A 14,996-nucleotide genomic window follows, 5' to 3' on the forward strand; every position below is an offset into this window, starting at 1 on the left:
GAGGGTACTGCCTCAGGCAGTACCCTCCTTCTATTTTCTCGCTACATCATAATGGCTCGCACAACGCTGTAGATCTTCGTATCCAGCAGCTTGCCGTATGGCGCAAGAGCCGGCTGATGGAGCGCGCCAAGGAACGAAGATGGCCGGTCAAACGAGATGATCGCCCCGCGCGGGCTGCCATTATCGTACAAGGTGACGCGGAACGGAACGTACAGGCTGGCTCTTCGGTCAATAGCAAGGATAGGCTCCGCGATAAGCGGATTGCCAACCAGATAAAGACGGCTTTGCTTGATACCGTTCTGAAGCGACAGGAGCTCTCCCTGGTTCACCTCAGAGAAAATCATCAGTCCATGCGGGCCTTCCATCTGTTTAACAGCTGATTCTACCTGTTCCCAGGAAGCCTGCTGCTGGACCAGCCGGTTCCCGATATACGGATCCCATCTTCCCATCTGCCGCTCGAATGCGGCGACAAGCGCTTCATAAGAAAGTCCTGTCGGAATATCGTCTCTTACGATCATCGCATAACCAGCTGTTATTGGCTCTCCGTGTCTCATCCGCGATCCTCCTTTTTTGCCGGATAAGCAGTCAGCAAATTGTATGAGAGGAAGAGGAAGCATATGACAGAAAAATTACGATAGGCCAAGCATCCGGAGAGCAAGCATAACGCTTATGCTCTGCCGCTGGTCGGTTAAATAGGTGGCGTATGCCCGGATCGGCGGCGCCTTGACGGCACAAGACAGCTCGAACAAAGTCTGCGAATCGAGATAAGGCTGCGCAATGGCGCGTGGCAGGAACCCGAATCGATCGCCTTGCAGCAGAATGGTCAGCATAATGGAGGAATGATCGAGCTCCAGGGCAGGGACGTAACCCGTGCCTGCTAGCTCGGCGAACCATTCCGGAAAAGGAGCGCCCCACGCAAGGTGGCAATAATCCGGAGACCGGAAATCCTCTTGCCGCATAACCCCGGCTTCAGGCTGCTTGGACACGAGCAGGAGCTCATCCTCGAACAGCAGCTGCCGGGTTACTTTCGGATGCTCGGGCGGATCAAACCGGATCGCTAGATGCACCATACCATCCAGGAGCAGGTCGCGGACCATATAGCTGGGGTCGATATGACTGAAGAATTTCACGGCGACCTGAGGATTGTCCCTCTTGAAGGCGAGAATCCGGGACAAATACCGGTAGTGCCAGACCGAGCCGGGACCGCTCATCACAACCGAATGCTCGAACGTATCCGACAGCGTCAGCTTGCTTTCCTCGAAAAGTCGGAGCATTCTTTCGGCATAAGGGTAAAAGGCGATGCCTCCTTGAGTCAGGCTCACATTCCGGTTATCCCGCTGAAACAGCTCTTTGCCGACCGCTGCCTCCAGTGCCTTGATCCTTGCGGTTATGGCCGACTGGGAGATATGAAGATGCTCTGCCGCTTTCGTAAAGTTAAGAAGGTGAGCGACCGCGATAAACGCTTCAAGCTGGGAAGAATCCATAGGAATGATTAACGCCCTTTCATTATCGAAAATATGAATCACATCAACCTATATTATTCGTTATACAAATGATAATCATGCCATTATGATGGGGGTATAGGCAAGCTTTGAAGAAAGATGGAGGGAGACAGCAGTATGAGCAATGATATCGTTATCGAACAATTAACATCGTTAGAAACCTCGCTTGAGGAACTGGCAACCGTGCTGGTTCAAGTCGTTGAGGACGGTGCATCCGTCGGGTTCCTGCCGCCGCTCAGCCAAGAGGAAGCGATAGAATACTGGAGGAGCGTAACGGATCCGGAGGTCCTGCTGTTTGTCGCCAGGCTTGACGGGAGAATCGCGGCTACCGTACAGCTTCAGCTATGCGGCAAATCAAACGGCTCGCATCGCGCAGAGATTGCGAAGCTGATGACTCATCCGGAGTACCGTCGCAGAGGGATTGCCCGAATGCTGATGCTTGCGGCGGAGGAGGCGGCGCTTGAGGAGAATCGGTCGCTGCTTGTACTGGATACCAGGGAAGGAGATCCGTCGAATCTGCTGTACGCGTCTTTGGGTTATCAGCCGGCGGGCCGTATTCCGGGTTTCGCGAGATCGGCTGACGGAAGCCTGGACGCGACAATGATTTACTACAAGAATATCGGCTGAATCTGGATAAGCAAAACCAACCCCGGACCTTACAAGGCCGGGGTTTTCCGTTTGCCGCCCGGCTTCCACACGGACAGAATATACATGATGATTATGGATACCGTCTGCAAAGCAATGCCGATCATAAGCCAGGTATGGTGAACGGTCAGGGTTCCATTGTCACCCAGCCCCCGCAAGGTCCATTCGTATAAACCGAAAAAGCCGATACCGATGGCAAGCAGAGTAAGCACCTCTTTGACGATCACCCAATAGTACCGGAACAGTCCCCAGGAGGTCAGCACCGACAACGCAATGCCCGTTACCGTGGTGCCAATCGTAGAGGCGCGTACGCTGGAATCGGCAAGCAGATGCATAATGGTATAACAGGACCTCAGCACGGCGGCATCATCCGTAACGGATGCGGTTAAAGCCAGGATAATAAACGCAACCTGCACGCCAAACATAATCGCCGCAAAAAGAATATGAAGCAGGAGTAAGATTCGCCGCTGCTGCAAGGTAATTTTTTTCAAGCGTTTCATTCCTCCCCCTCAAATATTGAACCGGTATCCGACTCCCCAGATCGTCTCGACATATTGAGGCTTTGACGGATCGCGTTCGATTTTCTCCCGCAGCTTGCTGATGTGGACGGTAACCGTTGCGTGATCGCTGCCGATCGCATCCATTCCCCAAATCTGCTCGAACAGATCCTCTTTCCGGAAGACACGGTTCGGGTGGGTGACGAGATAGAGGAGAAGATCGTATTCCTTGGCTGTAAAAGGCACCTCGCGCTCGTTCACGAACACCCGGCGGGACTGCTTCTCGATCCGGATGCCGTTCAGCCGCAGCTCATCCCGGCGCTGACCGTTTTGACCCTGCCCAACCAGCCGCTCATAGCGCGACAGATGGGCTTTCACCCGGGCTACCAGCTCGCCAAGGCCAAACGGCTTCAGGATGTAATCATCCGCTCCAAGTCCAAAGCCGCGGATCTTATCGATCTCTTCCTTCTTAGCCGACACGATAAGGATAGGAACGTTGCTTGCCTCGCGAATCCGGCGGCATACCTCGTAACCGTCCATGGACGGGAGCATCAGATCCAGCAGGATGAGGTCATACCCGCCTTGAAGCGCCATCTCTAAGCCCGAATCACCGCGCTCGGCAATATCGACCTCAAGGCTGTGGGCGAGCAGATAATCCTTCTGCACCTCGGCAATAACCGGATCATCTTCAATTATCAAAATCCGTTTCATTGTATACCTCCATTCTCCGGCTTCGTCCTGTCTTGTTTCCATGAAGGGAGCCGAAGCAGTATCGTTGTTCCTTCACCCGGCTGGCTGGCAGCCGCTGCGGTTCCGCCATGCGCTTCTATAATTTGCTTCACAATGGCGAGGCCAAGTCCGTTGTTGCCTTTGCCGGGACTCCGCGAAGACTGCGCCCGGAAGAACCGGTCGAATACGCGGGGCAGAGCATCGGCAGGAATGCCTTCGCCGTTGTCCCGTATTTGCAGGAGATAAATGCCGCCAGGCTCTTCATCAAGCGAGAATTGCAGCTTTTTCGTCTCGCCTTTCATGTATTGGAGGCTGTTGTCGGCCAGATTCATAAGGGCGCGGTGGAGCTTTTGCCGGTCAGCTCGGATAAGGACCTGCTCCGTGCTCGCGCCTGGGGTGAAGGTAACCTCCGTCCCGCTGAAGCGGGGATCAAGCCGCAATTCGTTAACGAGCTGAATCATATAGGCCGTTAAATCAACCGTATCCCAATGGAAAGGCAGCTTGCCCGTATCCAGAGTCGAATACAGCTGCAGCTCCTCGATCATCCGATTCATCTCGGTTGTTTTGCCGGCGATCATTTGCACGTACTTTTGCCGCTTCTCTTCCGTATCGGCAATGCCGTCCCGCAGGCAATCCGTGCAGCCTTGAATCGCGGTGATCGGCGTCTTCAGATCATGGGAGATGTTCGCCAGCAGCTCCTTGCGGTCTTGCTCCAGCTCAAGCTGGGCTCCCAGGGAGGCCTGAAGGCGAACGCGCATTTCTTCGAAAGCCGCCCCAAGCTGCCCGATCTCATCTTGCCTTCGCAGTTGAATCGGATGATCCAGATCGCCTTCCCGAATATGGCCGGCTGCTTCCCTCAAGGCATACAGCGGCTTAATGATACTGCGGGAGACAAGATAGGTAAGCAGGCCGTTAGTGATGATAAGCGCTCCGAGCAGGGTAATCAGTACCAGCGGTACGAGCCGCTTGAAGAAGTCCGCGACCGGCTTCATATCGGAGACGATGATCAGCTTGCCGCTGCTGCCGTCCGGACTCAAGAAGGGGATCGTTTCCCATTGGTTGCCGCTTGGCGGACCGGGATGCTCCGCTTTCATGCGTCCGTCAGACAGGTTAGCCAGAATTTTATCCATAGGCAATCCGGACGAGGCATACGTTACTTCATCATGCCGGATGACAATCATCCCGGAATCGACCTCCTCGAGCTTCGCTCCCGTATCCGTTAGGAATGCTTGATCGGACAGCAGCTTGGGATCATGCTCGGCGATGAACTTTAGGCCGGAGCTCAGCTCAATGCGTCCCGTAAAGAGATCGCGAATGGAGCTGAGCGGGAACGAATGCCCGGCTTTGCCGCCTCCGGCTCCCGGAAGGGCGTCTTTTATGAGTAGATTCCCCAGCAGCGCGATCGTCAGTCCGAACAATAGGATAGGCACGGCGATCATGGCCGCATAGGAGAAAATCAGTTTTTTTCGGATGGACATAACTCCATGCACCTCATTTCTCTATCATTGTAGCCTGCCCGTTCAAATTTTCTATAAAATAAACCTGAAAAAAGTATAAATTAATGCGGTATACATTTGTTTCGCACCTCCGTTATACTACAGTCGAATGCATCCGTTTACGCGAAACCATTGGCAATGGCCTTATATTTAGGAGGATTCTAATGAGCGAGTTGAAGTGGCAGATTTCGAACTGGACGTTTAAGAATAGCGAAGAGCAGGAGTGGAAGCCGGCTTTTGTACCGGGCTGCGTGCACACGGACCTGCTGAAGAATGGCCTGATTTCCGAGCCGTTTATCGGGACCAACGAGAAGGACCTGCAGTGGATTGATAAAAAAGTATGGGAATACGAGTCCGTCTTCGACGCTCCGGGCGAACTGCTTGGGCATGCCAAGCTCGAGCTGGTGTTCGAAATGCTGGACACGTACGCGGACGTGTATTTGAATGATGCTTTGGTGCTGTCGGCGGACAATATGTTCCGCACTTGGACGGTTGACGCGAAGCCTTACGTACGGGAAAAAGGCAACCGCCTGTATATTCGCTTCCGCTCCCCGATCGAGGAGGGATTGGCTAAGCTTGAGTCTTACGGTCCCGGATTGCCGGCGCCTAATGACGATTCCGTTATTGGCGGACTTGAAGGCAAAAAAGTAAGCGTATTCTCGCGTAAAGCGCCGTATCATTACGGCTGGGACTGGGGGCCGCGGTTTGTCACAAGCGGACTTGGCCGACCGGTGTATTTGCGGGGCTGGAGCGGTGCGCGAATCACGGACCTGTATGTTCGGCAGGATGAAGTGACGGCGGCCGAGGCAAAATTAACGGTTCAGCTTGCGGTGGAATCGGAGCAAGGCGGCGAGTTTGAGCTTAAGCTTCATACCGATCACGGACAGGAATGGACCCGCAAGGTCGTTCTTGAGAGTGGCGCGCAGACAATTGCTTGGCCGCTTACGATTGAACAGCCGAAGCTGTGGTGGTCGCGTGGTCTTGGAGAGCCACATTTGTATACGTTTACAGCTGTTCTCTCGCAAGAGCGGGAGGAACTGGCTCAAGCTTCCGCAGTGACCGGTCTTCGTTCCATTAAGCTTATCCGCAAGCCGGACGAGCGGGGATCATCGTTCTACTTCGAGGTGAACGGCATTCCGGTCTTCGCAAAAGGCGCTAACCATATTCCGAACGACAGCTTCTTCGCCGAGGTAACCGATGAACGTTACCGCCACGAGATTGCAAGCGCGGTGGAATCGAACTTCAATATGCTCCGCGTATGGGGCGGGGGGATTTACGAACAGGATATTTTCTACCAGTTATGCGATGAGAACGGGATTCTGGTCTGGCAGGACTTTATGTTCGCCTGCAGCATGTATCCCGGCGACGAGTCTTTCCTGAGCAGCGTGCGTGCGGAAGCAGAGGACAATGTGCGTCGTCTGCGCAACCATCCAAGTATCGCGTTATGGTGCGGGAATAACGAGATTGATACGGCTTGGTCGCAGTTTGAGGAGGATAAAGGCTGGGGCTGGAAGCAGTTGTACACCGCCGAGCAGCGGGAACAAATCTGGGCGGATTACGAGGCTGTCTTCCATCAGGTGCTGCCGGAGGTTGTGGCGGTTATGGCGCCGGACGTTGAATACTGGCCGTCATCGCCGATGCAGCGCCTGACGGGCAATAGCGAGCAGCATGCGACTAACAACTCTTCGCATGGCGATATTCACTATTGGGCGGTGTGGCATGCACAGGAGCCTTTCGAGCATTATAACCAGAATATCGGACGTTTCATGAGCGAGTACGGCTTCCAGTCCTTCCCGGAATACAAGACGGTGCTTGCTTATGCGGAAGAGAAGGATATGGCGCTGGATTCCGAAGTGATGCTTCATCATCAGAAGAATGGCCGGGGCAACTTCCTGATCAAGGATTATGCGGACCGGTATATGAAGCAGCCGAAGGATTTCCCTTCCTTCCTTTATATCAGCCAGGTGCTGCAGGCCGAAGCGATGAAGCAGGCGATTGAGGCTCACCGCCGGAGCATGGACTATTGCATGGGATCGTTATATTGGCAGATCAACGACTGCTGGCCGGTTGCCTCCTGGGCAAGCATGGATTACTACGGCAGATGGAAAGCCGCTCAATATCTGATCAAGAACAGCTTTGCCGATGTTCTCTTGTCCTTTGACCAGAAGGACGACGTGACGAACCTCCATGTCGTATCCGATCTCGGACAGTCCATTGACGCCGTGCTGGAATGGAGCCTGCATGAGCTGGACGGCTGCCTGCTGAAATCGGGCTCCGAGACGATTGCTATTGGCGCCCGCTCGGCCAAGCTGGTTCTCTCCCTGTCGGCCGAACAGTTGGGCGAGTTTGATCCAAACGGCACGGTACTTGTTGGCCGCCTGATTCAAGCTGGTCATGAGCTGGCTAGCTCCAAGCATTATTTTGTCTACACGAAGGAGCTTGCGCTTACGGATCCCGAGATTGCGGTGGAAGAAGCCGCCGGCAGCGAAGGAACGGCCTTTGTACTAACGGCCAAGCGGCTGGCCAAGCAGGTCTTGGTGCAAGCGGAGGAGGAAGGGATCTTTACGGATAACTTCTTCGATCTGATCCCGGGTATCCCCGTAACGGTTCAGTTCAAGAAAAAAGCGGCAAACCGCGTTGGGTTTGTCCCTGCAGCGCCAGGACAGGTAACCGTGCAGTCGATGTTTAACTACGCGAAGTAATAAATATAAGAGAAGATGCAACGTTGCTGAGTTGGCAATGGGGCATCTTTTTTGTTTGCCGGAGCGTTGGCATGGAAGTTAAGGTCCCTAAGGGACCTTAAGCAAGCGAAAAGAGCAGCTAGTTAGACGGTTAAGGTCCCTGAGGGGCCTTAAAGCCGTTGAAGTGGCTTCCTTGAGCGCCAAAGTGGACGCTGGCATGGAAGTTAAGGTCCCTAAGGGACCTTAAGCAAGCGAAAAGAGCAGCTAGTTAGACGGTTAAGGTCCCTAAGGGGCCTTAAAGCCGTTGAAGTGGCTTCCTTGAGCGCCGAAGCGGACGTTGGCATGGAAGTTAAGGTCCCTAAGTGACCTTAAGCAAGCGAAAAGAGCAGCTAGTTAGACGGTTAAGGTCCCTGAGGGGTCTTAACGCCGCTGAAGTGGCAGTCTCGAGCGCCGAAGCGGGTGCTGGCATGGAAGTTAAGTCTTCTAGTTCTTCTTTAAGATTCGTCATGCACACGAAACAAATCACAGTGCTTTTATAAAAAATTAATGGATCAAGCCTCCCCCGGGCAGATAAACGTTCTTAGAACGACCGCCAAAGCCATATATTTGCTATATAAGCTTATTGGGGGGTGTGAGACATGGGGGTATTGATCACAGCCTTACTCGTATGCGCCTCAGCCATGGGGTTTGTGCTCTTCCGAAGAAATACGGTGCCTGTCTGCAGCGAAGGTCCCTTTCAGGAAAGGAAGCTGTCGATTATAATTCCAGCCCGTAATGAAGAGGGGAATTTACCTTTTTTACTGGGTTCCCTTAAGGCTCAGTCCTATAAACCGTTTGAGATTATTGTGGTAGACGATCATTCGGAGGACCGCACGCAGGCCGTTGCGGAGAGCTATGGCATAAAAGTCATCTCGAACCCGGAACTTCCGTCCGGATGGACAGGCAAGAACTGGGCGGTATGGAACGGATATCTGCAGGCTGAGGGCGATCTGATCCTGTTTCTGGATGCGGATGTCCGGCTTGCGCCCGATGCGGTACGCTCCCTGCTGGCTGCTAGAGAGAAGGAGGGAGGGGTCATCTCCGTTGTTCCTTTTCACGTGGCGGAAAAATTTTACGAGCGGTTGGCGCTTATCCCGAACCTGCTTGGCTTATTTGCCTTTACGTCTCCCATGGAGCGGACAAACCCGGATAAAGGCTTATACGGCTCCTGTATTCTCGCCACTAGAGAGGATTACGAGCAAGCGAAAGGGCATGAGAGCGTCAAAGGCGAGGTGCTTGACGATCTGAACCTGGGAGCGCGGTTTATCCAGGCTGGAGTGAAAGTGGCGAATTATATCGGCCGGGGCGTGGTGTCCTTCCGTATGTATCCGGGCGGGATCAAGAGCGAAATTCAAGGCTTCAGCAAAGGGGCGGTGCTCAGCACAAGCAAGCTGCATATCCGGACAACATTGCTTGTAGCCGTCTGGCTGATCGGGCTGATTGCGGCGGAAGCGGCTCCTTTTGTCATTGGAACGTCCGCCCTGCTGCCCCTCGCCATCGGTTATGTAGTCTACACGCTGCAGATTTATTATTTTGTCCGTTATACGGGGCGCTTCGGAAGCTGGCTTCCTGCAGTTCATCTATTAAGTACCGTCTTCTTCTTGTACATTATGCTTTATTCCTTGTATCAAGTGGTATGTCTGCGGAAGGTGGCCTGGAAGGGCAGAAGCATTGAGGTAGGGGGGCGTGGCAATCCATGATCATCGGATGGACGGCACTAGCGTTTCTGGCGGGTTCCTTGATGTTCTCGTATTGGATCGGCAGAATAAAGAAGCTTAATCTGAAAACTTACGGAGACGGTAATCCGGGTGCGATTAACCTGTGGAAGGCAGCGGGATACGGTTATGGCCTTGCCGGCATTGTGCTGGATTTTGCAAAGGGTTACCTGCCGATGGCCTTGATGCAGCACGGCGGATCGGTTACCGGTTTCGATATTATTTTTCCCGCGGCGGCAGCTATCCTTGGCCATATATTCTCTCCGTTTACCGCCTGGAAGGGGGGCAAGGCGATTGCCGTTACCTTTGGCGTCTGGAGCGGACTCACCGGCTTTTCGGCATCTCTCGCCTACGCGATTATTTTGGCGGTGCTGCTTTTGGCATCCAGACGGCTGAGCAAGGGCAGGCCTATCTCCTCGGAGACTGACGCCTTTCATGTTGTGCTGGGGATGCTGCTCTTATCCATCTATCTGGTGCTGGACAATTACACCTGGCCTTACGTACTTCTGGGGTTGATTACCTTTATTCTGCTGGCCTATTCGCACCGGAAAGAGCTGATAGGTATTAAGGATACGAACTGAGTTGCTATAAGAGAAAAAGCAAAGCCCTCCTGCAGAAATGCAGAAGGGCTTTTTGCCAATTATAAGAGTTTATTTGTTTGAACTTATTTTTGAGCCTGCGGCTTTTTGAAAGTGAAGGCCTTGTGCCAGGTCTTGCCGCCGTCGGAGGACGTGTTCAGCACGGCTGCATTGGCTCCGTCCGTCGTGATGAACCAGATATGGCTGGCATCCGATGCACCGATAAATTGCGTGCCGTAGCCCGTGAATTCAGACTTGCTGATTGTCCAGTGCTTGCCGCCGTCCGTTGTTTTCATGATGGTGTTTGGTTTGTCGCAAGCCGAGCATTGTCCGCCCATAATCGCGGTTTGCGGATTTACGACATACAAGGTGCCGGGGGCTGAGCTGGTCATGCCTTTAGGAACCGATGCATCGTCCATCGTAAAGCCTGGTGCCGGGCCGGAACCCGCCCCGTTCCTCACGATTGCCGGAAGCCAGGTTTTGCCGCCGTCCGTCGTATGGAACAGCGAGTAGGAGGTTTGGGACATGCCGGAGCCCCCAACAAGCTCAATCCAGGCATCGTTAGCCGCTGTGGAACGGATGATGACGTTAGTAGGAGCCTCTTCCGTTTTGCGCGTCATTACGGTATTCCAAGTCTTGCCGCCGTTTCCGGTATGCATGAAGAGAAGCCGGCCGTTGACCACTTGTACCGCCCAGCCGTTGTTCACGTCATGGAAGTATACCTCGCCAATCTCTTTGCCCGGCGTCTGCAGTTCCGTCCATGTTTTACCGCCGTCCTTGGTCATCGCATTGCCGCTGAAGGCCGTTTTGTCATTCGTGAAATGGAGGAAGCCATGATTAGGCACGGTGCCAGCCTTCGTCCATGATTTGCCGCCATTGGTCGATTGAATGAGGATCAGGCTCTTGGCATTGCTGTCGCCAATGGTTGCCCACACTTTATTGCTGCTAAGGGCAAAAATCTGATTAATCGGCTTGCTTCCGGAATATTGCAGCTTCCAGTGTGCGCCGCCGTCATCGGTTCTTGCGATTTGGCCATTGCCGGCTACCCAGCCCGCCTTCGAATCGGCAAGACGAAGTGCCGTAATGTTGCCGATCTGAACGGTTTTCTCATTCGTGCTGATCGGAGTTGGATTCTCGGAAGTGCTGCCGCCGTTATTGCTTGGCTGCTGCGAGGGAGTGTTCTCCGGTTCCGTGCTAGGCGCATTCGTGCTCGTATTCGTCGAGCCTGTATCCGTATCGTTAGAGTTTGACGACTGGTTGGTGGAGTTGTTAGCGGATGGTGTATTGGCCGAGTTATCAGCCTTTGAACAGCCTGCCATAAGCAGGGTCAAACTGAGCGTTACCAGTAAAACAAGGGTGCTGATTTTTTTCATGATGTTCACCGCCTGGTTTTTTATTAATAGCTTAACCTTCCTCCCCTTAGACGAACCATGTTTCTGCAGAGTTGCAGGGAATTTTAGTAATAAAGTATTTTAGTCATTCGGTAGGGGGGATTCGACAATTAAGTGTGGAAATTCATGCCTCTATATAAAGGATTTTGCCAAATAACGTCGAAACATAGGGATAAAGACTCATATAAAGGCGCGAAAATAGTTCCTTAGTCTTTCTTGGTTCGCAGCGTAGAGTCCAAACATCAGGAAGGGAACGATGACATGAACGTACGAATGAACAGCTCTCGTCTTCCGAAGAGAGCAGCATGCGCCTTATCTGCTTTCCTGCTTACAGTTCCGCTAGTTGGCGGACAAACCGTACATGCAGAGCCGGTCAATACGGTGTTGACGCCGGTTACGGGAGACAGCGGGTGGCTGAATGCCGGCATGGCGGTGAACGGAGACTCCTTCAGCTTTGACGTTAGCGGCGTATTCCCGCAGTTTACGGGTCCGGTCACCGTAACGGCCTCCTCGAGCAAGCCCAATGTGGCAACTGCAACAGCGGCTAATGGCCGGATCGAAGTCCGTGTTAAAGAGCCTGGTGTTACCCGTCTCGCGATTACGGGCAGTGATTCTACCTCGCTTGCTTTAACCGATTACGTAGATCTGAACGTAACTCTCCTTGGAGATACAACGGGGGACGGTCTATTAACCTCAGCCGACGTGCTGTACATCTATAAAGTGATTAATTCCAAGCTTCCCATAACGGATCAGGAGAAAAACAGGCTCGACGTTAACCGCGACGGCGTTATTACGACGGCCGATGCAACCGTTCTGATGAACAGCTATGTCGGCAAGACGCCGGCAACGGGCGGAGTAAAGTTTATTGCCGATCTGAAGGACAGCAATGATGCGCCTTCGGCTGACCGTATTGCCGTTACGGGAACCGTGCATACCGGAAGCACGTTAACCGGCAGCTACCGTTATGCCGATCCGGAGAATGATGGGGAAGGAACCTCGCTCTATCAGTGGTACCGCGGTACGCTGGCAGACGGCTCCGATAAGACGCCGATTACCGGTGAAGTTACCACTGCCTATACCGTAAAGGACGCTGACGTCGACCATTATCTATTCTTCGAGGTTGTACCGGTAGATTCCCGCGGGGCAGCAGGCTCTGCCGTGCATACAGGCACAACCGGGACCGTTCCGGACACTTCGCCGCCTGTCGTAACAGGAACTACGCCGGTTGTTCTTTCGAATACCGCAAGCCGGACCGAACAGCTGCAGATAGATTTTAATGAGCCAATCAAAGCGTCAGCAGGCAAAAGCATACATATATACCGTGCGTCGGACAACCAACTGGTGACCACCTACCTGGCATCGGATCCTTCGAAAGTGGCGGTTACGGGCAGCACCGCCGTTCTTGTGAATCCGGGACTTGGCAATGCAACCGCTTATTACGTCACGATTGATACTGGCGCCTTTACCGATCTTGTTGGAAATCCGTTTGAAGGTATTTCCGGCAGCATGGGCTGGGGCTTTACAACCGTAGATACGGAAGGACCGGTTACGGCTGCGTTATCTCCTGCGAACGGAGCGGCAGACGCCAATAAAGCCTCGAACTTCACCTTGACGCTGGATGAGAACGTGCAGGCGTTTAGCGGTAAAAAAATAACGATTCTTAACGCGGATCAAAGCGAGCTTGTCTCCTATGACGCTGCGGATACATCGAAAGTGACGATCAGCGGCAAGTCGGTGACGATTCATAATCCGGGCTTGGCCGAGACATCGTCTTATTCCATCGAAGTGGAGGCGGGGGCGTTGACCGACCTTAGCGGTAATGCTTTTGCGGGAATCAACGGTACGGATTGGTCGTTCACCACGCCGGATACGATTGCGCCGGTTCTTAAGGCAACGACGCCTGCAGATGACGATTCCGGCGTAGACCGGACGGCCTCGATCTCGATGGTATTCTCGGAGCCTGTACAAGCCGTAAGCGGAAAGACCGTGCGTATTTACCGGGCTTCCGGCAACAGTCTTTTCAAGAGTTATAACATTACGGACACAAGCAATGTCCAGATTAATGGTAATACCGTAACGCTACTTAACCCGAACCTGGCGGACGGCGCTGATTTCTATGTGGAAATCGATGCGGGAGCCTTTAGAGATGCGGCGGGTAACACTTATGCAGGACTGCAAGGAATATTGGCATGGAACTTCACCACGCCGGATACGATTGCGCCGGTTGTGAGCAGCTTGAATCCTACGGATAACGGTACGGGAGTAGGACTGGCGGATGAGCTTGCGGTGACGTTTAGCGAATCGGTTATACCGGTTAACGGCAAGACGGTGAAGATTGTTAATGCCAAGGATCAAACCGTGTTTGCCGTCTATACCTTTGGCAGCGATTCGGAGGTAGCGGTTAACGGCGACACTCTGACAATCCAGCATGCTCCGTTTGATGCGTTGAAGGGATATGTTATTCAGATTGAAGCGGGGGCCGTGAAGGATGCGGCAGGGAACGGCTTTGCCGGGATCACGGATTGGAAATTTACGTCCAAGGATACGCGTAAATTACTGGCTGCCGAAGACCCTGGCGCACCGCTCTTAGAAAGCAAATTAAATGCCGGAGCTTTTGTAACGCTGACGCTTGACGGGGATACATTCCTGGCTGATGCGGATAAAGATGATTTTGTCTTGAACCATGCCCCGGCGGGCTTATCGATTATCGGAGCGGGAGTATATCCTGATGGATCGGCTTACGTCATATTCGATTATGACGGTACCGATTTTGATACGGATATTACGGATTTCTCGGTTACCGCATTATCTTCGGCTGTCGCAAGCGGTCAGGCGATTACCTCGCAGAACCTGACGATTAAGGCGGAAATCGAACCGGACGTAATCAGCACGGTTCCTGCAGCGGGAGCAACCAAGGTGAAGAAGGCAGATCCGCTTACGATGACCTTTGACAAGAACGTTACGGCTGCAGCAGGGAAAAAGATTACGATCTACAAGAAAGCCGATAACAGCGTAGTCGAGACGATGGATGCGGCCAACGGATCGAAGGTATCCGTAAACGGTTCAACCGTTACGATTCAGCATAATGCTTTCACGACTAATACGGAGTATTATGCAGTGGTCGAAGCGGGAGCTTTCGTGGATGCCAGCCTGATCGGCAACAAAAAGGTCAATGCGTTTGCCTTCAAAACAACGTCGGTTGAGATCGTGCCAGATATGTATATTTCAGAGTTCCTGAGAGGTTCGGATTCTCAAATAGCCATAGAACTCTATGCGCCAATGGCGGCTGCAGGCGGCGACAAGGTCCCTGCGAATACCTACTCGGTGTCGGTGTACCGCTATGACACGAAGAGCAACACAACCGTGGTCAGCGACTATCCAATCACTTTTGAAATCTACAAAAACATGCCGTTTATTTTTATTGACCGAACGTTTTACGACTTTTTTGATGTTACGCATGCAGCGTATTACAACGATGAAGTTATTATTAACGACCCCGACAAGATTCTAAAAGCAATCGTTCTAAAAAGAGGCAATCAAGCGATCGACGTACTTGGCGATCCAGCCGAGACAGGCCCGGGCGGGTTATTAGCCAGCGGTAAAACCCTTGTCCGCAAATCCGGGGTTAACGGCGCTTCGATTGAATATGACGAAGATCAGTGGAACGTCTATCCGAAGGGTTCATTCCAGTATATAGGCAATCATACGCCGTAAAACAACTTA

At 52.9% G+C, this 14,996-nt stretch carries 11 protein-coding genes; 5 read left to right on the forward strand and 6 right to left on the reverse strand.

Annotated features, from left to right (window positions below; translation table 11 throughout):
- Positions 1-41 precede the first annotated feature (41 nt).
- On the reverse strand, positions 42-554 hold the full coding sequence (locus WFJ73_RS26080) for a DUF302 domain-containing protein (RefSeq protein ID WP_336775874.1): 513 nt from the start codon (positions 552-554) through the stop codon (positions 42-44).
- Positions 555-629: 75 nt separating this feature from the next.
- Positions 630-1,484: a LysR family transcriptional regulator gene (locus WFJ73_RS26085; RefSeq protein WP_336775875.1), complete on the reverse strand. Its 855-nt coding sequence runs from the start codon at positions 1,482-1,484 to the stop codon at positions 630-632.
- 135 nt (positions 1,485-1,619) lie between these two features.
- Between WFJ73_RS26085 and WFJ73_RS26090 the strand changes: the two genes are divergently transcribed.
- The gene (locus tag WFJ73_RS26090) at positions 1,620-2,129 is read left to right on the forward strand and encodes a GNAT family N-acetyltransferase (RefSeq protein WP_336775876.1); all 510 of its coding nucleotides are present in this window, start codon (positions 1,620-1,622) and stop codon (positions 2,127-2,129) included.
- 29 nt (positions 2,130-2,158) lie between these two features.
- Here the strand turns inward: WFJ73_RS26090 and WFJ73_RS26095 are convergent, their stop codons facing one another.
- The 3 genes from WFJ73_RS26095 to WFJ73_RS26105 are packed head-to-tail and all read right to left on the reverse strand — an operon-like array spanning position 2,159 to position 4,851.
- Positions 2,159-2,647 (reverse strand): hypothetical protein, encoded by a 489-nt coding sequence (locus tag WFJ73_RS26095; RefSeq protein ID WP_336775877.1) that lies wholly within the window; start codon positions 2,645-2,647, stop codon positions 2,159-2,161.
- 9 nt (positions 2,648-2,656) lie between these two features.
- The gene (locus WFJ73_RS26100) at positions 2,657-3,355 is read right to left on the reverse strand and encodes a response regulator transcription factor (RefSeq protein ID WP_336775878.1); all 699 of its coding nucleotides are present in this window, start codon (positions 3,353-3,355) and stop codon (positions 2,657-2,659) included.
- Entirely contained in the window at positions 3,352-4,851 is a 1,500-nt protein-coding gene (locus tag WFJ73_RS26105; RefSeq protein WP_336775879.1) for a sensor histidine kinase, read from the reverse strand. The genes WFJ73_RS26100 and WFJ73_RS26105 overlap by 4 nt, the downstream gene beginning before the upstream one ends.
- A 182-nt stretch (positions 4,852-5,033) precedes the next feature.
- On the opposite strand from WFJ73_RS26105, the gene WFJ73_RS26110 reads away from it, so the two are divergent.
- The 3 genes from WFJ73_RS26110 to WFJ73_RS26120 all read left to right on the forward strand — a co-directional run bounded on the left by WFJ73_RS26110 (position 5,034) and on the right by WFJ73_RS26120 (position 9,885).
- Positions 5,034-7,571: a beta-mannosidase gene (locus WFJ73_RS26110; RefSeq protein WP_336775880.1), complete on the forward strand. Its 2,538-nt coding sequence runs from the start codon at positions 5,034-5,036 to the stop codon at positions 7,569-7,571.
- A gap of 617 nt (positions 7,572-8,188) precedes the next feature.
- Positions 8,189-9,289, forward strand: a complete 1,101-nt coding sequence (locus tag WFJ73_RS26115) for a glycosyltransferase (RefSeq protein WP_336775881.1) — start codon at positions 8,189-8,191, stop codon at positions 9,287-9,289.
- Positions 9,286-9,885 (forward strand): glycerol-3-phosphate acyltransferase, encoded by a 600-nt coding sequence (locus WFJ73_RS26120; RefSeq protein ID WP_336775882.1) that lies wholly within the window; start codon positions 9,286-9,288, stop codon positions 9,883-9,885. The genes WFJ73_RS26115 and WFJ73_RS26120 overlap by 4 nt, the downstream gene beginning before the upstream one ends.
- Before the next feature lie 83 nt (positions 9,886-9,968).
- Here WFJ73_RS26120 and WFJ73_RS26125 read toward each other — a convergent pair whose 3' ends face one another.
- Positions 9,969-11,255, reverse strand: a complete 1,287-nt coding sequence (locus tag WFJ73_RS26125) for a WD40/YVTN/BNR-like repeat-containing protein (RefSeq protein WP_336775883.1) — start codon at positions 11,253-11,255, stop codon at positions 9,969-9,971.
- A gap of 279 nt (positions 11,256-11,534) precedes the next feature.
- Between WFJ73_RS26125 and WFJ73_RS26130 the strand changes: the two genes are divergently transcribed.
- Positions 11,535-14,987, forward strand: coding sequence for an Ig-like domain-containing protein (locus WFJ73_RS26130; RefSeq protein ID WP_336775884.1), 3,453 nt, complete (start codon positions 11,535-11,537; stop codon positions 14,985-14,987).
- Positions 14,988-14,996 lie beyond the last annotated feature (9 nt).

The organism is Paenibacillus sp. MMO-58, assembly GCF_037146255.1.
Lineage (GTDB): Bacteria > Bacillota > Bacilli > Paenibacillales > Paenibacillaceae > Pristimantibacillus.